17 protein-coding genes are annotated in these 19696 nt (G+C 65.8%); 4 read left to right on the top strand and 13 right to left on the bottom strand.

Going from position 1 to position 19696, the window contains the following annotated elements:
• Positions 1-76 precede the first annotated feature (76 nt).
• A complete protein-coding gene (locus tag SR870_RS03985) occupies positions 77-2365 on the bottom strand; it encodes an adenylate/guanylate cyclase domain-containing protein (protein WP_322516754.1) in 2289 nt (762 codons plus the stop codon).
• A 309-nt stretch (positions 2366-2674) separates the two neighbouring features.
• Between SR870_RS03985 and SR870_RS03980 the strand changes: the two genes are divergently transcribed.
• Complete coding sequence (locus tag SR870_RS03980) at positions 2675-3073, top strand: hypothetical protein (RefSeq protein WP_322516753.1); 399 nt, start codon at positions 2675-2677, stop codon at positions 3071-3073.
• A 25-nt stretch (positions 3074-3098) separates the two neighbouring features.
• On the opposite strand, the gene SR870_RS03975 is transcribed toward SR870_RS03980, so the two are convergent.
• The 3 genes from SR870_RS03975 to SR870_RS03965 form a co-directional block, all read right to left on the bottom strand.
• Entirely contained in the window at positions 3099-4838 is a 1740-nt protein-coding gene (locus SR870_RS03975) for a FecR domain-containing protein (RefSeq protein ID WP_322516752.1), read from the bottom strand.
• Positions 4839-4849: 11 nt separating this feature from the next.
• Entirely contained in the window at positions 4850-6178 is a 1329-nt protein-coding gene (locus SR870_RS03970) for a tetratricopeptide repeat protein (RefSeq protein ID WP_322516751.1), read from the bottom strand.
• Between the two features lie 221 nt (positions 6179-6399).
• Positions 6400-7116, bottom strand: a complete 717-nt coding sequence (locus SR870_RS03965; RefSeq protein ID WP_322516750.1) for a Spy/CpxP family protein refolding chaperone — start codon at positions 7114-7116, stop codon at positions 6400-6402.
• A 127-nt stretch (positions 7117-7243) separates the two neighbouring features.
• Here SR870_RS03965 and SR870_RS03960 point away from each other — a divergent pair, with 127 nt between their 5' ends.
• Complete coding sequence (locus tag SR870_RS03960) at positions 7244-7729, top strand: DUF1772 domain-containing protein (RefSeq protein WP_322516749.1); 486 nt, start codon at positions 7244-7246, stop codon at positions 7727-7729.
• A gap of 5 nt (positions 7730-7734) precedes the next feature.
• Here SR870_RS03960 and SR870_RS03955 read toward each other — a convergent pair whose 3' ends face one another.
• The 3 genes from SR870_RS03955 to SR870_RS03945 form a co-directional block, all read right to left on the bottom strand.
• The gene (locus SR870_RS03955; RefSeq protein ID WP_322516748.1) at positions 7735-8085 is read right to left on the bottom strand and encodes a helix-turn-helix transcriptional regulator; all 351 of its coding nucleotides are present in this window, start codon (positions 8083-8085) and stop codon (positions 7735-7737) included.
• Complete coding sequence (locus SR870_RS03950) at positions 8082-8390, bottom strand: type II toxin-antitoxin system RelE/ParE family toxin (protein ID WP_322518182.1); 309 nt, start codon at positions 8388-8390, stop codon at positions 8082-8084. Before SR870_RS03950 ends, SR870_RS03955 begins: the two co-directional genes overlap by 4 nt.
• Before the next feature lie 801 nt (positions 8391-9191).
• On the bottom strand, positions 9192-10817 hold the full coding sequence (locus SR870_RS03945; RefSeq protein WP_322516747.1) for a peptide chain release factor 3: 1626 nt from the start codon (positions 10815-10817) through the stop codon (positions 9192-9194).
• A gap of 153 nt (positions 10818-10970) precedes the next feature.
• On the opposite strand from SR870_RS03945, the gene sugE reads away from it, so the two are divergent.
• Positions 10971-11285, top strand: a complete 315-nt coding sequence (sugE, locus tag SR870_RS03940) for a quaternary ammonium compound efflux SMR transporter SugE (protein WP_322516746.1) — start codon at positions 10971-10973, stop codon at positions 11283-11285.
• Between the two features lie 113 nt (positions 11286-11398).
• Here the strand turns inward: sugE and SR870_RS03935 are convergent, their stop codons facing one another.
• Together SR870_RS03935 and SR870_RS03930 are read right to left on the bottom strand one after the other, a co-directional pair.
• Positions 11399-12409 (bottom strand): inorganic phosphate transporter, encoded by a 1011-nt coding sequence (locus SR870_RS03935; RefSeq protein WP_322516745.1) that lies wholly within the window; start codon positions 12407-12409, stop codon positions 11399-11401.
• Positions 12410-12423: 14 nt separating this feature from the next.
• Positions 12424-13068 carry a DUF47 domain-containing protein gene (locus SR870_RS03930; RefSeq protein WP_322516744.1) on the bottom strand — a complete coding sequence of 215 codons (645 nt, stop codon included), beginning with the start codon at positions 13066-13068 and terminating at the stop codon, positions 12424-12426.
• 521 nt (positions 13069-13589) lie between these two features.
• On the opposite strand from SR870_RS03930, the gene SR870_RS03925 reads away from it, so the two are divergent.
• The gene (locus SR870_RS03925) at positions 13590-16163 is read left to right on the top strand and encodes a DUF4407 domain-containing protein (RefSeq protein ID WP_322516743.1); all 2574 of its coding nucleotides are present in this window, start codon (positions 13590-13592) and stop codon (positions 16161-16163) included.
• A gap of 123 nt (positions 16164-16286) precedes the next feature.
• Here the strand turns inward: SR870_RS03925 and SR870_RS03920 are convergent, their stop codons facing one another.
• The 4 genes from SR870_RS03920 to SR870_RS03905 are packed head-to-tail and all read right to left on the bottom strand — an operon-like array spanning position 16287 to position 19676.
• Positions 16287-17261 (bottom strand): branched-chain amino acid ABC transporter permease, encoded by a 975-nt coding sequence (locus SR870_RS03920; protein WP_322516742.1) that lies wholly within the window; start codon positions 17259-17261, stop codon positions 16287-16289.
• 1 nt (position 17262) lies between these two features.
• Positions 17263-18126: a branched-chain amino acid ABC transporter permease gene (locus SR870_RS03915; RefSeq protein ID WP_322518181.1), complete on the bottom strand. Its 864-nt coding sequence runs from the start codon at positions 18124-18126 to the stop codon at positions 17263-17265.
• A 55-nt stretch (positions 18127-18181) separates the two neighbouring features.
• Positions 18182-18928 carry an ABC transporter ATP-binding protein gene (locus tag SR870_RS03910; protein WP_322516741.1) on the bottom strand — a complete coding sequence of 249 codons (747 nt, stop codon included), beginning with the start codon at positions 18926-18928 and terminating at the stop codon, positions 18182-18184.
• Positions 18921-19676 (bottom strand): ABC transporter ATP-binding protein, encoded by a 756-nt coding sequence (locus SR870_RS03905; protein WP_322516740.1) that lies wholly within the window; start codon positions 19674-19676, stop codon positions 18921-18923. Before SR870_RS03905 ends, SR870_RS03910 begins: the two co-directional genes overlap by 8 nt.
• Positions 19677-19696 lie beyond the last annotated feature (20 nt).

Raw genomic sequence — 19696 nt, 5'->3', positions numbered from 1 at the left:
CACCCCTGGTTAGGCAGCATTCCATCGGCGGGACCGCTCAGAATTCTATACTTGCACGTCAGTGTTGGTGTGTTGGTCACCGCGCCCGCATTGCGGCCGTTGCCTGCACCCCACCGATCGCTCCCACCCGTTCCGCGAAGTGATCATACAGCCCCGCCAGCGTCGGCGGCGCGGCGGTGCGGCAGGCCGCGACTGCGTCGGCCGCGGCCGTCGCGTCGGCTGCGGCCAGCGCCTCCAGCAGCAGCCGGTGCCGCCGCTTCAGTTCGGCGCATTGCGCCGTCGCGGCGAACGTCTCGTCGCCGGCGAGCGCGTAGAGCCGCGTCGGGCGGGATTTGCCTTTCAGCATGATCTCGCCGGCTTCGAGCAGCGCGATGTTCGGTGCGGCGCGGGCGACGTCCTCGGAGACTAACAGGTCGGTGCCGAAGCTCTTCGACGCGCTCTCGATCCGTGCCGCGACGTTGACCACGTCGCCCATCGCCGAATAGTTGAACCGTTTGGCCGAGCCCATGTTTCCGACGCAGGCCGCGCCGGTGTTGATGCCGACACCGATCCGCACCACCGGATCGGCGAGCCCGCGCGCGGCGAAGCCGAACGCGTCGGCGTCGTTGAGCTGTTCGACCACCGCCCGCATCTTCAGCGCGGCGCGGCAGGCGCGTGCGGCGTGATCCGGCACGTCGACCGGCGCGTTCCAGAACGCCATGATCGAGTCGCCGATGTATTTGTCGATGGTGCCGAGCTCGTCCTGGATCGCATCCGACAATGGCGACAGCAGCGTGTTGATGAAATCCACCAACTCGGTCGCGCTCAGCGTCTCCGAGATCGGCGTGAAGCCGCGCACGTCCATGAACATCACGCTGAGGTCGCGGGTCTCGCCGCCGAGCCGCATCGCGTCGGGCGCCTGCTCGAGCTTGGCCAGCAGCTCGGGGGCGAGATATTGCCCGAACGCCTGACGCGCGAATCTCTTCTCGCGGTCGGACGCCATGTGCAGCACGCGCTCGACCGCCACATAGGTCAGCAGCGTCGCCAGCGACGGATACACCGGATCGATCAGCAGCCGGAACTGCGAGAACGCGATCCACGATCCACCGATCGCGGCGAGAAACACCACGCCGCAGGCGATCAGCGAGAACCGCGCGCCGGCGATCAGCAGCAGCGCCGCGACCAGCGAGCCGAGCAGCAGCGTCAGCACAATCTCGAAGCCGTCGGCCCAGTCCGGCCGCTCGATGAAATCCTGCGCGATGATCTGCTCGATCATCTGCGCCTGGATCGCGACGCCCGGCACCACCTGGCCGAGCGGCGTCGCCCGCGCATCCAGAAGGCCGGCGGCGGAGGTGCCGACGAGCACGATCATGCCCTCGAGCTGCTCGCGCATCTCGGCCTCCTTCGCCGGGTCGAGCACGTCCTTGACCGACACGTAACGGTCGGGGCGGTCGCGGTTGAAATACACCCAGGCCTCGCCGTCATGCGTCAGCGGCAGCTTGAACTGGCCGACCCGCATGTCGAGCAGCGCGGCGCGGCCGGTGTCGGCGTCGCCGCTGGCGCCGGTGCCGCGCACCACGATGCCCTTCTGGTTCTGCACCACGCGCAGCGCCTCGATCGCCAGGCTCGGATAGACGCGCGCGCCGTCGGACATCAGCATCGGCAGCCGGCGGACCACGCCGGACCGGTCGCGCGCCGACAGATTGATCGCGCCGATTCCGGCGGCGGCCTCGTCGAGCAGCGGAAGATTGGAGACCGCGCCCCGGAACGGCGGCAGCACGGCGGCGGGCGTCACGCCGACCGCGGCGAGGCCCGCCTTCACCGACGGCCGCGTGGCGTTGGCCAATCGGATCGCGGCGAAGCCGAGCACCGTCGGCGTCTTCTGCATCGCCTGGGCGAAGCTCGCATCGTGATCCGGCAGGCTCTTCAGCAGCGCCACGGTGAGATCGCGGTCCGGCAGATCGGCGTCGCCGAGCTCGGTTGCGAGGCGGCCCGGCGTGGTGCGGTCCGGCTCCGAGAAGATGATGTCGTAGGCGACCACGCCGGCGCCGAGGTCGCCGAGCCGCTTGGTCAGCGCGGCGAGCCGGGTGCGCGGCCACGGCCATTGCCCGAAGGCGGCGAGCGAAGCCTCGTCGATATCGACGATGCGCACCGGCAGATCGGCATGCGGCCGCGGCGACAGCCGCTGATAGGCGTCGAAGGCGCGTTCCTTGGTTTCGTGGACCAGCCGCGGGTCGTAGGCGCGCAACGCGGTCAGCGCCAGCAGCGTCAGCAGCGCCGCGGCCACCGCGCGCATGGATTTACTGCGCATCCAGCGGCGCAGCCGCGCCCGGCCACGTAGCAACCCGTTCCAGATCGGCTGCGTCGAAGCGTTCAGGCGGCGCATCGCAGCGCCTCCCCGCAAAGCCCGCGGCCGCTGCTCACGCCCGCGTCTTCGCAACGCAGTCTGCGGCGGCGCAACAACGAGAGGAGTGAGCTATCCGGGAACTGGCGCATCGACGGAACGTTACCTGATCGTGGACGGGTCCGTGAAATTTGCATCACGGGCCGTTACCGGCCCGTGGCGATGTTTAGAAAGATCAGTCACGGCCCGCCACCGCTTTAACCGGCGCGAACTGGACGACGCCTAGCATCGTCCGGGCAGTTGCGCGACAACGGAGGTCATGCGATGCGTCGGATCGGCTCCAAACGGCTTATGGCCCCGCTGGCCGTACTGCTGGCGCTGCCGCTGGCCGCCATCACGATCTATGCCGGCACGACGCGGGCGACCGGCCATCCGCCATTGCAGCAGATTGCCGACGAAGCCGCGATCGCCGGTGTCCACGCTCTCGCCGCCAGCAATCACCAGACCCCGGCAGGCCGCGCCGCGGTTTCGACCGCAGCCGCCCGGCGCGTAATCGGCGATCGCTCCGCCACGATCCGCGCGGTCACGCCGTCGCCCGACGAGTTGAAAGTCGCGGTCGAGCTGGTCGATCCGGCGACAAGGGCCGAGGCCACCGCCACCGCTCGCTACGTGCCGCCGAGCATGGGGCTGGCCCCGCAACAGGCCGCTTCCGTGTCCAACTCCGCCACCCCGCTGGGGCATCGGTTCTGAACCGGCGGTCCGGCCGGCGGCGCGATTACTTCACCTGCGCGGCGAAGATGCCGCCGCCGAGATAGTTGGTGCCGGTGATCGACACGCTGCCGCCCATCTCGCTGGCCGGCCCGGCCACGCCGCGGAAGAAGCTGCCGGTCAGCGCCATCTGCCGCGCGCCCGCATCGCCGGCGAGCGAGCCGGCGAAATTTCGCGGATCCTGCATGAACTGCACCTGGCCCGCATAGTTGGTGTTGTCGAGGCCAGTCACGGTGACGGCGCCGGTGCGGTTGCCGAAATTCACCGTGTTTTGGAAATTGCCGGTCGCGACGTAGGTATCGCTCTGGTTCTCGATCGCCGCGACAACGTGGCCGCTGTAGGTCGCCTGCCCGCTCAGCGGGACCTCGCCCGCGGTGGTCGGACGGCCGGCGACCCAGAAGCCGACGATGCTGTCGAAATAGGAATATTGCGTGCTCTGGCTCGCCCATAGCCCCCAGCGGGTGTAGTCGCACTCGCAGAAATTCGTCGTCGTCGAGCCGTTCTCGGTCGCGTAATAGCGCGCCTGCTCGCGGGTGACGGTGAGCATGGCGCCGGTCTGATTGGTGATCGGAAGATCGTTGATCTTGGACAGCGGATGGCCGCTCTTGTCATGCGCCGCCGCCGCGCCGAAATTGTTGTAGTCGCCGTAGGCGCTCTGGGCATCGAGGCTCGGATCCGTCGAGCCGAACTGATAGTCGAAGGTCGTCGGCAGATAGTATGTGTTCGGGCCATGCGCGACCTCGCCGCTGAGATTCGCCTGCACGCGGTTTCCGGCCGCGTCGAGCGCGATCGTGGCGGTCCCGACCGCGGTGCCGGTCGAAGCCGGCGTGTTGTAGGTCGATCCATTGACGACGGTGTGCATCAGCCCGCCGAGGAAGCCCGACAGCGTCAGCGACGGCCGCGGATTGCCGGCGTCCGGCGAAATGTCCCGCGCCGTCCGCTCGGCCGCCGCGGTCTGCGTCGAATTCTGCACCGACTGATTCAGCGTCGACGCCGCCTGGTTGATCGGCGGGATCGCCGGCGGCGGAGGCGTCGGCGTCAGCGAGCCGGCCACCGCACCGCCCGGCGTGCCGGTGGCGCGGTTCTCGGCGCGCTGGACGTTGCCCGGGGACGCTGCGCCGCGGGCGACGCCGCCGGTCTGGCCGCTGCCGCTCTGGAACATCTGGATCTGGTTCAGAACGAAGTTCGGCGGCGGCGGGCCGGGCGGCGACGGCGGCTGGCCGCCCTGCAGCGAGGTGTATTCGCCGGCCCCGAGCGTCACGGTCGATCCGCCGGAGCTGACCGTCGAAGAGCCGTAGCCGGCATAGACGTGGTTGGCGCCGATCAGCGCCACGCCGCCGCGGATGCCGACGGTGGCGGACGCGGTCTTGATCTCGGCGTCGCCGGTGTGGCTGATCTGGCCGCCGACGAAGCGCAGCGCGCCTTTGCCGAGCGTCGCCGCCAGCTTGCCGCTGCCGGCGTTCGGATCATAGACGTATTCGTCGATCGTCAGATCGCTGTTCGGGCCGATCGTCATCGAGGTCTTGTCGATGAACAGCAACTGCACCGAGCCCGCATTGGTGGTCCGGATCCGCTCCTTGTGGGTGATCGACGCGCCGATGGTGATGGTCCGCATGTTGGCGGTGGCGTTGGGATTGACCGCCGAAGCCTTGCCGACTTCCTGCGCGAGCGCGCTGCCGGACAGCATGGCCGCGGCCAGCGCCGCCATCGTCCCCTGCCCGATCCGCTGTCGCAAAATCCGTCGCATCGCCGATCTCCTCAGAAACGCAGCGTCGGGCCGATCGAGGCCGACAGATTGTTGGTGCGGTAGTTGGGCAGATTGGAGTCGATCTTGGTGTAGGTCACCTGCGTGCGCAGCCCGATATTGTCGATCAGTTGCGCATCGAAGATCGCGCCGTAGCGATATTCCTGGTCACGCCGCACGATCACCGGATCGACGATGAAATTCGGCGCTTCGTAATTGGCCTGGCTGAACCCCGCCGTCGGCGCGAACACGAAAGCGCGCTGCGCGCCGAACACCGTCGCGACGAACTCGATCGGCAACGCGACGTCGATCGAATAGCGCTTGTAGCTGTTGTAGTCGGCGATCGCCTTGTTGCCGTCGAAGCCGGCGCGGGTGGTCCAGTGCACCCCGCCCCAGCGGAAATCGGTCAGCACCGCCGCTGTCAGCAGGTCGCCGGTCTGGCTGCCGGCGGTCGGGAAATAGGTCGAATCGCTGAAGCGGCGGTGCCGCGTCTCGACATAGCCCTCGACCATGCCGAGGCCGCCGAGCTGCGTGCGCGCCGACAGGCCGCCGCCGAGCGCGTTGAAGTAGCTGTAATTGCCGAGCCAGACCTTGTCGCCGATGCCGTAATACTTGAACGACGAATTCTGACCGAGGCCGACGCGATGGCCGGCGGTGATCTCGACAAAGCCCAGGTTGAACTGGCTCAGCGTCATCTGCCGCGAATTCAGGCCCAGGAACGTCGTCTCGATCGCGTCGCCGCGCAGATTGAGCTTGTAGGCGTAGCTCGCCGCGACGGTCTGGAACGTGCTCCAGTCCGGCTTGCGGCCGAAGCTCGGATCGAGAATCGCCTCCTGCCCGAGCGCGCGCACCTGCAAGCCGTTCGGGCCGATATTGGCGTTGGTCTGATAGCGCATGCCGGCGTGCAGGAACACGCTGTACTCGTATTTCGACAGCCGGCGATCGATCTCGGCGAGATAGGCCATCACCTGGACGCGGATGTCGTCGGGCACGTTGCCGCCCTTGATCGCGTCGATCAGATAGCCGCGCGCGATCTCGTAGGACGCGAGCTTGAAATACAGCACGCCGAGTTCGAGCTTCACCCGCGGCAGATCGGGATTGAAGAACAGCATCCGCTCCAGCGCGCCGATCGCCGCCTCGTAGTCGCCGCGCTCGACCGCCGCGCGCGCGAATTTGAAGCTGACGTCGAGATCGGCCGGCTGCTGATACATCTGCGCGAACAGCGCATCGTAGTCCGGCTGCGTCGCGGAGACCGGAACCGGCCCGCTTTGCTGCGCCGCAGCTCCCGACACGGCGACGCCGATCGCCGCCAGCGAGCCGAAGATGATTGCCCGAAACGTCACGCCTGCACCCCGAAATCAATAGTCTCGAAACCGATTGTTCGATCGTTCAAGTCAATTGGTCGGGATTTTGCGGGCAACGTTCGGCCAGCGGTACCATTTTTTGCGCAAACGGACCGCGTTTGCCCCCCGCCGTGACTTTTGTGTCACGCCGGGAGCATGGAAACGTCCTGAAATCGAACGACGTCACATAAAACGCCGCGGGATTGAGCAGCAGCGCCGGCTCAGTCGAGCCCGCGTTCGGTGCTGAGCCGCACCATCTCTGTGACGAAGATCGCTTTCTGCTTGTCGTCGAGCGTGGCGAACAGCGGCTCGGCGGCGTCGGCGACGGCGCGCTGGTCGGCGCCGCGGTCGTACAGGAATTGCGCCTCGTTGCGCATCTGCTCGACGATGTCGTCGGGCGGATCACGCTGCGCGCGCGCCTTGCGCAGCGTCAGCCGTTCGGCGCCGTGCTGGCCGAGATAGTGCATCGCGCTGGAGAACTGTCCCCAGTGCTTGTCCTGCTCCGGCGTGAGCTTCAGCTCGCTCTTGATGCGTTCGATATTGGCGTCGGAATTGGCGACGATCTGCTCCGGGGTGAGTTCCGCCGGCGCCGCCTTGCCCTTGCCGGCCTTGGCGTCCCGCGCCTCCTTGCGCGTCTGCGTCGCCGATTTGGGCCGCTCCGCCGGCTGCTGTTTCGCCCCGACCGGCCCGCGCGCGGTGTTGCCGCCGGTGACCCCGGTCAGCACCCCGCCGACCACCCCCACGACGCCGCCGATCGCGCCGCCCAGCACGCCGCCAACGGGACCTGCCGCCTTGTTGCCTTCGCGCGCGCCCTGCTCGACGCCCTTGACGAGGCCCTGCGCCTGCACCGCTGGTGGCAGCGCCGCCAGGACGGCCAACGCGGCGGCAACCGCGACGACGAGGGAAACCGGGCGAGGTGGCATGTCAGGTCCGTGCATTTAAAATCTCCTCGTCCGCGCGGGACGCCGCGCGGCGCAGGATTGTATCGACGCTTCAATTCGGTTGAAAGTCAGGCAGAGCAAGGCGGCGCCGCAAAGCCCGGCCTCGCCAAAGGGAGATGTCGCCATGACGCAGCCCCTCGTCACCGCCCTGCTGTGGTTCGGCGCGATCGGCTGCGGCCTGATGGCCGGCGTGTATTTCGCGTTCTCGACGTTCGTAATGACCGCGCTGGCGCGGCTGCCGCAGGCCACCGGCATCGCCGCGATGAACGCGATCAACGCCGACATCGTCCGCTCGCTGTTCCTGCCGCTGTTCTTCGGCACCACGCTGGCCGCAGCCGCGCTGGCGGTGATCGGCGCGCTGCTTTGGGGCGAACCAGGCGCCACCGCGATGGCCGCCGGCGGCGCGATCTACGTGCTCGGCATGTTCGTCGTGACGATCGCGCGTAACGTCCCGCTCAACAACGCATTGGCTCCGGCTGATCCGGAGAGCGCAGCGGCAGCTGAGCTATGGGCGACGTATGTGCGCGATTGGACGTGGTGGAATCACGTGCGTACGGTCGCGTCGACCGTGGCGTGCGGGATGTTCATCGCGGGGCTTGTGGCGGGGTGAGCTGATCAGCTACGAGCAGCTCCGGCATGAACGACCACCGACATTCGGCCGGCTCCCACCTTCGTCTTTCGACGCGAGGCCGGCTTGACCGTGACCTCCACGTCCTGACCAAGAATGGTCAGAAACTCCATGAGCCGACCGACGGAAATCGAAGTCGGCTTACATCGCATCAGCGCCGACACCTGAGGCTGCGTCGTGCCGAGCAACTTCGCCGCAGCCGCCTGCGTCATGGCGCGCTCGGAGAGTAGTCTGTAGATCTGTATCGTCAGCTTGGCCTTCAGCAATTCCTGCTCGGACTCTTTGAAGCCCAAATCGGCGAACACATTGCCGCTGCTGTCTTCGTGGGTCTTCATCATTTCGTTTCCTTGTGGAGAGACTCAGCCAGTTTCAACCGCGTCTTGATCAACTCCATGTCGTGTCGCGGAGTAGCAATTCCTCGTTTCGACTTCTTCTGAAACACGTGCAGCACGTAGACGACCGTTTCGAAACGGACGGTATAGGCGGCACGGTAAGTGCCGCTTCGGTCGTCCTCGATCAGTTCGAGCACGCCTGCCCCGCCAAAGCCGCTCAGCACTTTGGCGATCGGCGGCACAACTCCCATCTGAGCTGCGAACAGAGCGGTGCCGAAGCTGCGACGGACCGCTTGCGGCAAAGCTCGCATGTCGCGCCGGGTGGACGCGATCCACACCAGTCGCTTGGGTGCCGGTTTGGTCACGCGAGCATTATATAGTTATTTGTATAATCGAGTTCAACGAAATCTGTTGCCGGCTGAGTGCCGGAAATGATCTTTCCCGGCGACTTGACAGTCATCGAACTTCAGATTATATTCCTATCCATCCCGTTCGCGAGGGGCGCTTCTCGAGGGCGCTTGCGAGGCGGAGCGGGATACGGCGTCCGCGCGCGGGGTTCGCACCCTCGCTCCCGGAGGCTTGGGGTTCCCGTCCGGGCCCACTACGGGGCTCTGCCGCTATCGTCGGCTGGACGCGGGACAGGCGAACGGCGGGAAACCGCCGGGATGGAGCGCCGAGGCGCTCTGGCCACGTCCCCGGAAGAACGGTCCCCTCGCCTAAAACCGCCGGGGTGGCGCGCCGCAAGGCGACGCGCGGTTCGCGATCTTCGTCCCTCGCGCGGGCGAAGGCCGGATCGCGACACTAACCAACGCCGCGCTTTGCGGCGCGCCGCCGCCCCTCACTTTGGGGCGGCTCTCCGGGCACAACTCGGGCGCGGACGCGCCGCGAGGCTGCGGATGTGTGGCTGTTTGAAGCTGTTGCTCGAAGATCGGATGCGCCGCCAGGACGCGACCATTCACCCCGCACAGGCCTCATCCTGAGGAGCGCTGCGAAGCCCGCAGGGCGAAGCTGCGCGTCTCGAAGGATGCGTAGCGAGGCCGTGCCACCTCATGGTTCGAGACGCCCGGCTGCGCTGCGCTACGCCGGGCTCCTCACCATGAGGAACAAAGCCCTCACGCCACCTTCTTCACGTCCTTGATCTCGGAGAACACGATGCCTTCGGCGCGGTCTCTGGTGTAGCCGAGATAGAATTCGTTCTTGGCCAGATACACCGGGTCGCCGTCGACGTCGTCGGCGATCGAGGAGTTGTTCGCCGTGATGAAGCTGTCGAGCTTTTTGCGGTCCTCGGCGGAGATCCAGCGCGCGAGCTGGAATTCGGAGACCTCGAAATCCACCGGGAGCTGATACTCGGCTTCCAGCCGCGCCTTCAGCACGTCGAGCTGCAGCGGGCCGACGACGCCGACCAGCGCTGGCGCGCCGTCGCGCGGGCGGAACACCTGCACGACGCCCTCTTCGGACATCTGCTGCAGCGCCTCTTTCAGCTTCTTGGCCTTCATCGCGTCGCCGAGCCGGACGCGGCGGACGATTTCCGGCGCGAATGACGGCACGCCGACGAAGGTGACGTCCTCGCCCTCGGTCAGGGTGTCGCCGATCCGCAGCGTGCCGTGGTTGGGGATGCCGACGACGTCGCCGGCGAAGGCTTCGTCCGCTACCGAGCGGTCCTGCGCGAAGAAGAATTGCGGCGCCGACAGGCTCATGTTCTTGCCAGTGCGGACCAGCTTGGCCTTCATGCCGCGGGTCAGCTTGCCGGAGCAAAGCCTTGCGAAGGCGATGCGATCGCGGTGGTTGGGATCCATGTTGGCCTGGATCTTGAAGACGAAGGCGCTCATCTTCGGCTCGTCGGCCTCGATTTTGCGCAGATTGCTCTCCTGCGCGCGCGGCGGCGGCGCGTAGCGGCCGAGGCCTTGCAACAGATCGCCGACGCCGAAATTGCGCAGCGCCGAGCCGAAATACACCGGCGTCAGATGGCCCTCGCGAAACGCCTCCAGATCGAACGGCTTGCAGGCCTCGGTGGCGAGTTCCAGCTCTTCCTTCACCGCGCCGACGTCGAGATTGGCGTTGCGCTTGCCGAGATCCTCGATCGCGATCTGCTCGGCCGCGCCGGTCTTGGCGCCGCCGCCTTCGAGCAGCCGCACGCCGCCGGTGAGCACATCGTAGGTGCCGAGGAAGTCGCGGCCGCGCCCGACCGGCCAGGTCATCGGCGTGGTGTCGAGCGCCAGCGTCTTCTCGATCTCGTCGAGAATGTCGAAGGTGTCGCGGCTTTCGCGGTCCATCTTGTTGATGAAGGTGATGATCGGAATGTCGCGCAGCCGGCAGACCTCGAACAGCTTTCGCGTCCGCGCCTCGATGCCCTTGGCGGCGTCGATCACCATCACGGCGGAATCGACCGCGGTCAGCGTGCGGTAGGTGTCCTCCGAGAAGTCCTCGTGGCCCGGCGTGTCGAGCAGGTTGAACACGAGGTCCTCGAATTCGAAGGTCATCACCGAGGTGACCACCGAGATGCCGCGGTCGCGTTCGATCTTCATCCAGTCCGAGCGGGTGTTGCGGCGCTCGCCCTTGGCCTTGACCTGGCCGGCGAGATTGATCGCGCCGCCGAACAGCAGCAGCTTTTCGGTCAGCGTGGTCTTGCCGGCGTCGGGATGCGAGATGATCGCAAAGGTGCGCCGCCGCGCCACTTCATGGGCGAGCGAAGACGGGGGCTGGGACGGCGCGTCGGTCGAAGTGGCAATGTCGGACATGGATTGAGGCTGTGACAAAGAAAGCCGGCGCAATCAAGGGCGAAGGCTTCGAACATCCAGCGGCGCACGGAGTTGCTGAAGCGCCTTCACAGCCTCATATAGGATCGCAGGAGCAGTTTCCAAGCATCTGAAATCTCTACAGGAGTGGATCGAATGGCGTGGGGGTTATTGGTCATCGCCGGGCTGATGGAAGTGGGCTGGGCGATCGGCCTGAAATACACCGAAGGTTTCACCCGCCTGGTGCCCTCGGTGCTGACCATCGCGGCGATGATCGTCAGCATCGGACTCCTCGGGCTGGCGCTGAAGACGCTGCCGATCGGCACCGCCTATGCGATCTGGACCGGAATCGGCGCGGTCGGCACCGCCGTGCTCGGCATCGTGCTGTTCGGCGATCCGGCGACGGCGGCCCGGCTGTCCTGCATCGGCCTGATCGTCGCCGGCATCATCGGGCTCAAGGTGGTGACGTAAGCGCAAGTCCTCGATTCCGTCATTGCGAGCGAAGCGAAGCAATCCAGGGCGTTGTGCACGGAGCTTCTGGATTGCTTCGTCGGCTTCGCCTCCTCGCAATGGCGAGGGACGGTTCAGAACGCCGGCAGCAGCCGCGTCGCCCAATAGGCCGCCGCCGCGACGATCGCCGAGGCCGGGATCGTGATCACCCAGGCATAGACGATCGAGCTGGCCACGTTCCAATTCACCGCCGACATCCGCCGCGCCGCGCCGACGCCGACGATCGCGCCGGTGATGGTGTGGGTGGTCGACACCGGCACGCCGAGGAAGGTGGCCATGAACAGCGTCGCCGCGCCCCCGGTTTCGGCGCAGAAGCCCTGCATCGGCGTCAGCTTGGTGATCCGCAGGCCCATGGTGCGCACGATCCGCCAGCCGCCCATCAGCGTGCCCAGCGCCATCGCCGCCTGGCACGACAGCACCACCCAGAACGGCACCGAAAACTCGCTGCCGAGATAGCCCTGCGAATACAAAAGCACCGCGATGATCCCCATCGTCTTCTGCGCGTCGTTGCCGCCATGGCCGAGCGAATACAGCGAGGCGGAGACGAACTGCAGAATGCGGAAGGCGCGATCCACCGCGAATGGCGTCGAGCGCACCGCGGCCCAGGACACGATCGCGACCAGCACCAGCGCCAGCAGAAAGCCGACCAGCGGCGACAGCACGATCGCCAGCAGCGCCTTGGTCAGCCCGCCCCACACCGCAGCCGACAGCCCGGCCTTGGCGAGGCCGGCGCCGAGCAGCCCGCCGATCAGCGCATGCGACGAACTCGACGGAATCCCGAGCGCCCAGGTGACGATGTTCCAGACGATCGCGCCGACCAGCGCCGCAAAGATCACCGACGCGTCGATCACGCTGGGATCGATGATGCCGGTGCCGATGGTGTTGGCGACGTGCAGGCCGAACACCAGAAAGGCGATGAAATTGAAGAACGCCGCCCAGAACACGGCGTATTGCGGACGCAGCACCCGGGTCGAGACGATGGTGGCGATCGAATTTGCGGCGTCGTGCAGGCCGTTCAGAAAGTCGAACAACAACGCGACGGCGATCAATCCGACCAGAATCGGCAGTCCAATCGAGGCATCCACAATGCGGCCCTGCCCTAGACTTGCTCGATGACGATCGAATTGATCTCGTTGGCGACGTCGTCGAACCGGTCGGCGACTTTCTCGAGATGGTCGTAGATTTCAGCGCCGACGATGAAGTCCATGGTGTTGGCGTCGCGGTGCTTGAGGAACAGTTCCTTCAGCCCGATATCGTGCAGATCGTCGACCCGCCCCTCGAGCTTGGTGATTTCCTCGGTCATCGCCGTCAGCATCTGCAGATTGGGCCCGATCGACTTCATCAGCGGCAGCGCCTTGCCGACCAGATTGGCACTCTCGACCAGGAGCGTGCCGATCTCGCGCATCGGCGGCTCGAACTCGCGGACCTCGAACAGGATCACCGCCTTGGCGGTCTGCTGCATCTGGTCGATGGCGTCGTCCATCGAGGTGATCAGGTTCTTGATGTCGACGCGGTCGAACGGCGTGATGAAGGTGCGGCGCACCGCGGTCAGCACCTCCCGGGTGATGCCGTCCGCCTCGGCCTCGAAATGGCTGACGCGCTGGCAGTGTACCAGCGTCTCGTCCCCGCCCCGCAGCATATCCTGAAGCGCCTCCGCACCTTGGACCACGGTCTGGATATGCAGGGCGAACAGGTCGAAGAACCTCTCCTCCCGCGGCAGAAGGGCTCGAAAGTAACGCAGCATATGGAGTTATCCGATTGACGGGACTGGGGATCGGGCGTCGGCCCGCGTCACATCCGCGTCATAAATCATTTCGAGCGCTGGCAGGCAACCGCCCATTCCGCAACATGCACCGCGTCGGCGGGCTGCAGGCCGCTCGGGCCTTTCAACGAATTGCAGGCGCGACGATGGCGTCTCAGCGCAGCGCAGACCCGGCGGCGCCACGCGCGAATCACTGCAGCCGTCGGGCCGGGCCGCTCGCCGAGCCAAGTGATTCGCAGTGGTATCGGAGGACAGAACGCGATCCTGTCAACGACACCTTACGGGAATTTTTTGAGGCTGGCGGAAACCGCGATGCGACCCGCCGCGACAGCTAACTTCTCGCCTGACTATCACAACTTAGCAGCCACTGCTGAGCCGAATTCAGAGCCGCTCGACGCGGCCTGTCCGACGCACTGCGTATTGAATTGTCGGAGGCTCTGTTAGACTCGCGTTAACCTTGTCATTTCCAACCGCGGCGCTTATCACCGCAGAATTGGGCGGCCATGATTCAACGCGCACTTGGTGTCATCGCCGGCGTCGATCGCAAGACGCTCTCGACCTGCCCGGCCTCCGACAAGCTGTGGGCCGCGCATCTCGGCGCCTCGCTCTGCCTGTCCTTCATCGTCGTGCTCGGCGTCTCGTACCACGCCACCGGCTACATGATCGCGAGCGTCTGGACGCGGCTTCTGGTGTCCGGCGTGATCGCCCTCACCGTGCTGATGTTCGACCGCGCCCTGTGCCAGTCGGACTGGTTCTATCAGGGCACGCTGTGGAACACCGCGCCGATTCAGTCGAGCGCCGAAGCCAAGCAGACGGCGTGGCGCTTCGTCCGGGTCGGCATACGCCTGTTGATGTCGTTCGGGCTGGCCTGGGTGATCGCGATGTTTCTCGAACTCGCGATCTTCTCCGGCACCATCAACGAGAAGATCGAGGCGGATCGCGTCGCCGCCAATCAGCCGATCTACACCAAGATCGCCCAATACGAGGCCGGGCTGAACGCCGAGGCCGCTCGCCGTCAGGCCGGCATCGACGCCCTGCAGGCACTGCACCGCGACGCCCTCACCGAAAATCCGGCAGCGGAGCCCAACCTTCAGACCCGCAACGACGACATGGAGCAGCAGATCAAGGCGCTGGTCGCGCGCGAGGCCGATATCCGCGCCGACATCGGCCAGATCGACCGCACCATCCAGCGCTACACCGCCGACATGAACGCCGAGGAGTTTGGCCAGAAAGCCGCACCAAACAATTCCGGCCGCCCCGGCGCCGGCCCGCGCTATGAATTCGCCAAGAAGCAGAGGGACTCTTTCATCGCCCAGCGGGCGACGCGCGAGGCCGAGATCGTGCAACTCCAAGCCAAACGCGACGAGTTGCGCGCGGCGCAATCGAAGATCGCAGCCGAGGCGCTGCTGGTGCGAGATCAGGAGCGCGTCGCGATCAAGGCCAAGGCCGATGCGCTGCAGGCCCGGATCGACGCCGCCCGCGCGGACCTCAAATCGTTCGAAGCCGAAAAGGTCACCAGCATCGCCGATTTCCGCAGCAAGGCGCTGGCCGAATCCTACTACCAGGAGAAGAAGGACAGGATCGATCCGCTGACCCGGATCGCCGCCTATCAGGAATTGAAGAACGATCCGAAGGACGGCGCCACCATGACGCTGTTCTCGTGGATGACGCGGATGTTCATCATTTTCCTCGAAATCGTTCCGGTGATCGCGAAGATCTTCTTCTCGCCGCCCAGCGTTTATGCCGCCAAGATTCAGGCTCAGGTCGAGCGCGCGCGGCAGCGGATCGAGAACAACGAAGACCTCGACGACGACAAGCCGGCCGAACCGGCGCCTGCTCCGGCGATCGCCGCGATCACCCTGCCCGCCATGAGCCTCGGCGCCGTCGAGATGAAGCAGCCCGTGCAGCCTGAACGGCGGCGCACCGAACCGAGGCGCGCGCCCGCCGACGACCGGATCGATCGATCGCGCGAACGCGACGATGGCCGGCGCGAATATGCGCGCGATTTCGACGGCGACTTCGACCGCCGGGACTATCCGGCGCAGACCTACGCCCGTGACCTTGACCGCCGCAGCTACGCCCATGACGACCGCGACGGTTACGACCGCCGCGATCTGCATCGCCGCGACTTCGACCGGCGTGATGTCGACCGCCGGGACTATCGCAGCCGTGACGACGAGATGCCGCGACACGAGATGCCACGCCGGCGCGCCGCGCAGGTCGTCGCCCGCGACCATACCGCCCGGAACGTCAGGGTCGGCGACTTCTTTGCGCCGGAACATGACGAGCCGGAATTCAACGCCAGCGAGTTCAATACCAGCGAGATCGACGTCCGCGACCTGATCATGCCGCGGCGGGGCGCGCCGCGCCGCGAGACGATGCACCCCGAGGCAGCGCGCGAGAGCTTCGGTGTCCGAACCGCCGCCCCAATCGTGCAGGAAACTGTCGCCGAACGTCCCGCGCCGCCCTCTTCAATTGCCGCTGATCTGCAAACCAGCGAGTTGGTCCGGCAGGTGCTGGCCGAACCAGCGACGCGGCCGATCGAGGCTGCTGTGATCGACGATCTGCCGCCGATGCCGCCGCGCGCAGCAGCCGCTCTGCCCCCCGCAACGGCGGCCCAGCCGGATCCGATCCAGACCGCCGTCGACGCCGATGCGACGCCTGACGCCGGGACGATCGAACCGGGCGCCATGCAAGCCGACACCGGCGAAGCCCTCGCCCCATCGGCCCCGGTGGCGGCCAACAAAGTCGTAGCGGTCGGTGCGACTCCCGATGCGACCAGCGGCGCAATCGAAAACGCCCCGCCGCAAGCATCCGTTCCGACCGCGTTGATTGACCCGGCCACGCATCCGGCAGAGACGATGCATGGCGAAGCCGACCCAACCGGGCACGACGGCCAGCTCAGCGTCACCGGGAACCCGACACTGAAATTCAGCGCCGATGTCGAGAAGCTGATGAGCGAAGCGGTCGAACTGTCCAAAGCGCGAAAGAAGGCCGCCCGCATCCGGCGCGACCAAGCGGTCACCGCGGAACATGCCAGCGAGGCCGAGCTGCCGCTCGGGCCCACGCCAAAATAAGAGATATTTCCGAAGGCATAGCCGCTTCGGTTAAGCATCAACGACAGACCGCCGCGCAACGATGATTGCGCGGCGGTTTTGTCAGGAGGGTAGCGCCGATCGATCCCGCGCCCGGTGGTCCGCTTACAGCGACCGCTTGAAGTAGTGCCCGATCTCGCCGACGATGCCGCGGCGGAAGGTCAGCACGCAGGCGACGAAGATCACACCCTGGATCACCGTGACCCACTGGCCGAAGCCCGCGAGATATTGCTGCATGGCGATGATCACGAAGGCGCCGACCACCGGACCGAACACGGTGCCGAGGCCACCGACCAGCGTCATCAGCACGATTTCGCCGGACATCGACCAGTGCACGTCGGTCAGCGAGGCGTTCTGCGCCACGAACACTTTCAGCGCGCCGGCGAAGCCGGCCAGCGTGCCCGACAGGATGAAGGCCAGGAGCTTGTAGTGGTCGGTCTTGTAGCCGAGCGAGATCGCGCGCGGTTCGTTCTCGCGGATCGCCTTCAGCACCTCGCCGAACGGCGAGTTGATGGCGCGGTAGATGATCAGAAAGCCGAGCAGGAAGCCGACCAGCACCACGAAATAGAGCGTGGTGGAGTTCTGCAGATCGATGAAGCCGAACATCTTGCCCTGCGGAATGCCCTGGATGCCGTCTTCGCCGTGGGTGAAGGGCGCCTGCAGATAGATGAAGTACAGCAGTTGGGACAGGGCGAGCGTGATCATCGCGAAATAGATGCCCTGGCGGCGGATCGCGATCAGGCCGGTGATGACGGAGAGCCCGAAGGCCGCCGCGGTGCCGACGACGATTCCCAGTTCGGGCGGCAGCTCCCACACCTTCAGCGCGTGGGCGGTGACGTAGCCGGCGGTGCCGAGGAACATGGCGTGACCGAACGACAGCAGGCCGCCATAGCCGATCAGCAGATTGAAGGCGCAAGCCAGCAGCGCGAAGCACAAGCCCTGCATCACGAAGAACGGATAGACGCCGGTGAACGGCACCACCGCGAGCACGACCGTCATCAGCGCGAAAGCGATCATCTCGTCGCGCACCGGGCGGCGCGTCGACGGGGCCGGAACGGAGTTTTGCGTGATCGTGCTCATGTCAGGTCGCCCGTCCCGTCAGTCCCGAGGGTTTGACCAAGAGCACCAGCACCATCAGGACGAATACGACGGTGTTGGAGGCCTCGGGGTAGAAATATTTGGTCAAGCCCTCGATCACGCCGAGCGCGAAACCGGTGATGATCGAGCCCATGATCGAGCCCATGCCGCCGATCACCACCACCGCGAACACCACGATGATCAGGTCCGCGCCCATCAGCGGCCGGACCTGATTGATCGGCGCCGACAGCACGCCGGCGAGCGCGGCGAGACCGACGCCGAGCCCGTAGGTCAGCGTGATCATCCGCGGCACGTTGATGCCGAAAGCGCGCACCAGCGTCGGATTTTCGGTCGCAGCGCGCAGATTGGCGCCGAGCCGGGTGCGCTCGATCAGGTACCAGGTGAGCAAACACACCACCAGCGAGAACACCACCACCCAGCCGCGATAGATCGGCAGGAACATGAAGCCCAGATTCATCCCGCCCCGGAGTTCGTCGGGGATCGCGTAAGGCAGGCCGGAGGAGCCGAAATAGTTCTGAAACAGGCCCTGGATGATCAGCGCGACGCCGAAAGTGAGCAGCAGACCGTAGAGATGGTCGAGCCCGGACAGCCATTGCAGCAGCGTTCGTTCCATCAGCATGCCGAACGCGCCGACGATCAGCGGCGCCAGGATCAGCGCCCACCAATAGCCGATGCCGAACAGGTTCAGCAGGAAATAGGCGCAGAACGCGCCCATCATGTACAGCGCGCCGTGGGCGAAGTTGATGATGTTGAGCATGCCGAAGATCACGGCGAGGCCCAGACTCAGAAGTGCATAGAACGAGCCGTTGATCAGCCCGACCAGAAGCTGCGCCAACAGGGCCTGGATATTGATCGACATAGGGTTCCCAGCTCTCAGCGATATCAGAAGAAGGGCACGGCGCTCACACGCCGAGATAGGTGTGAAGCTTGTCCATGTTGGCCTCGAGCTCCGAATTGGCGAAGCCGTCGATGATCTTGCCGTGCTCGACCACGTAGTAGCGATCGGCCACCGTCGCGGCGAAGCGGAAGTTCTGCTCGACCAGGAGAATGGTGAAGCCTTCCTTCTTGAGCCGCGCGATGGTTTGCCCGATCTGCTGGATGATCACCGGCGCCAGACCTTCGGTCGGCTCGTCGAGCATCAGGAAGCGCGCGCCGGTGCGCAGGATGCGCGCGATCGCCAGCATCTGCTGCTCGCCGCCGGACAGTTTGGTGCCCTGGCTCTTCAGTCGTTCGCGCAGGTTGGGAAACAGTTCGAAGATCTGGTCGAGCGACAAGCCGCCCGGCCGCACCTGCGGCGGCAGCATCAGGTTCTCGCGGACGTCGAGGCTGGCGAAGATGCCGCGCTCCTCGGGGCAGAACGCAATGCCGCGACGCGCGATCTTGTCCGACGAAGCCCGGCTGATGTCGTGGCCGTCGAAAGTGATCGTGCCGGTGCGCTTGCCGATGATGCCCATCACCGATTTCAGCGTCGTGGTCTTGCCGGCGCCGTTGCGGCCGAGCAGCGTCACCACCTCGCCGGTGCGGACCTCGAAATTCATGCCGTGCAGGATGTGGGATTCGCCGTACCACGCCTGCAAATCGCGCACGCTCAGCAGCGCGGTGCCAGCGGGCGCCGAGGCGGCGCGGTCCAGAGTCGTCGTCTCAGCCATGCCCAGCTCCGAGATAAGCTTCCTTGACACGCTCGTCCTGGGTCAGGTCGTTGTAATGGCCTTCGGCCAGCACCTGGCCGCGGGTGAGCACGGTGATGACATCCGAAAGATGGGCGACGACGCTGAGATTGTGTTCGACCATCAGGATGGTGTATTTCGCCGAGATCCGCTTGATCAGCGCGGCGATCTTGTCGATGTCCTCGTGGCCCATGCCGGCCATCGGCTCGTCGAGCAGCATCATTTCCGGATCGAGCGCCAGCGTGGTGGCGATCTCCAGCGCGCGCTTGCGGCCGTAGGGCATCTCGACCGCCGGCGTGTCGGAGAACTCGCTCAGGCCGACGTCGTCGAGCAATTCGCGCGCCCGATGGTTGTAGCGGTCGAGCACGTTCTTGGAGCGCCAGAAATCGAACGAACTGCCGTGCTGGCGCTGCAGCGCCACACGAACGTTCTCCAGCGCTGTCAGATGGGGAAACACCGCCGAAATCTGAAACGACCTCACCAGCCCGAGCCGCGCCACATCGGCCGGCGCCATCGCGGTAATGTCCTGCCCCTTGTAGAGAATCTGGCCGGCCGACGGGTGCAGGAATTTGGTGAGCAGGTTGAAGCAGGTGGTCTTGCCGGCGCCGTTCGGACCAATCAGTGCGTGAATGTGCCCACGTCGCACACGCAGATTGACGTCGCGGACGGCGAAGAAGCCGGCAAACTCCTTGGTCAATCCGTGCGTTTCCAGGATGATATCATCAGCCAAGAAAATCGTCCCCCTGTCGG

Origin of the sequence: Rhodopseudomonas palustris, assembly GCF_034479375.1 — a bacterium.
GTDB lineage: Bacteria > Pseudomonadota > Alphaproteobacteria > Rhizobiales > Xanthobacteraceae > Rhodopseudomonas > Rhodopseudomonas palustris_M.
The sequence above is the reverse complement of the archived record's forward strand: the minus strand, read 5'-3'. Positions and strand labels throughout refer to the sequence as shown.

Bases quoted from the DNA above. Each gene is read 5' to 3' on its own strand.
- SR870_RS03985 (WP_322516754.1), bottom strand. From the start codon at position 2,365: ATGCGCCGCCTGAACGCTTCGACGCAGCCGATCTGGAACGGGTTGCTA.
- SR870_RS03980 (WP_322516753.1), top strand. From the start codon at position 2,675: ATGGCCCCGCTGGCCGTACTGCTGGCGCTGCCGCTGGCCGCCATCACG.
- SR870_RS03975 (WP_322516752.1), bottom strand. From the start codon at position 4,838: ATGCGACGGATTTTGCGACAGCGGATCGGGCAGGGGACGATGGCGGCG.
- SR870_RS03965 (WP_322516750.1), bottom strand. From the start codon at position 7,116: ATGCACGGACCTGACATGCCACCTCGCCCGGTTTCCCTCGTCGTCGCG.
- SR870_RS03960 (WP_322516749.1), top strand. From the start codon at position 7,244: ATGACGCAGCCCCTCGTCACCGCCCTGCTGTGGTTCGGCGCGATCGGC.
- SR870_RS03955 (WP_322516748.1), bottom strand. From the start codon at position 8,085: ATGATGAAGACCCACGAAGACAGCAGCGGCAATGTGTTCGCCGATTTG.
- SR870_RS03950 (WP_322518182.1), bottom strand. From the start codon at position 8,390: ATGCGAGCTTTGCCGCAAGCGGTCCGTCGCAGCTTCGGCACCGCTCTG.
- SR870_RS03945 (WP_322516747.1), bottom strand. From the start codon at position 10,817: ATGTCCGACATTGCCACTTCGACCGACGCGCCGTCCCAGCCCCCGTCT.
- sugE (WP_322516746.1), top strand. From the start codon at position 10,971: ATGGCGTGGGGGTTATTGGTCATCGCCGGGCTGATGGAAGTGGGCTGG.
- SR870_RS03930 (WP_322516744.1), bottom strand. From the start codon at position 13,068: ATGCTGCGTTACTTTCGAGCCCTTCTGCCGCGGGAGGAGAGGTTCTTC.
- SR870_RS03925 (WP_322516743.1), top strand. From the start codon at position 13,590: ATGATTCAACGCGCACTTGGTGTCATCGCCGGCGTCGATCGCAAGACG.
- SR870_RS03920 (WP_322516742.1), bottom strand. From the start codon at position 17,261: ATGAGCACGATCACGCAAAACTCCGTTCCGGCCCCGTCGACGCGCCGC.
- SR870_RS03910 (WP_322516741.1), bottom strand. From the start codon at position 18,928: ATGGCTGAGACGACGACTCTGGACCGCGCCGCCTCGGCGCCCGCTGGC.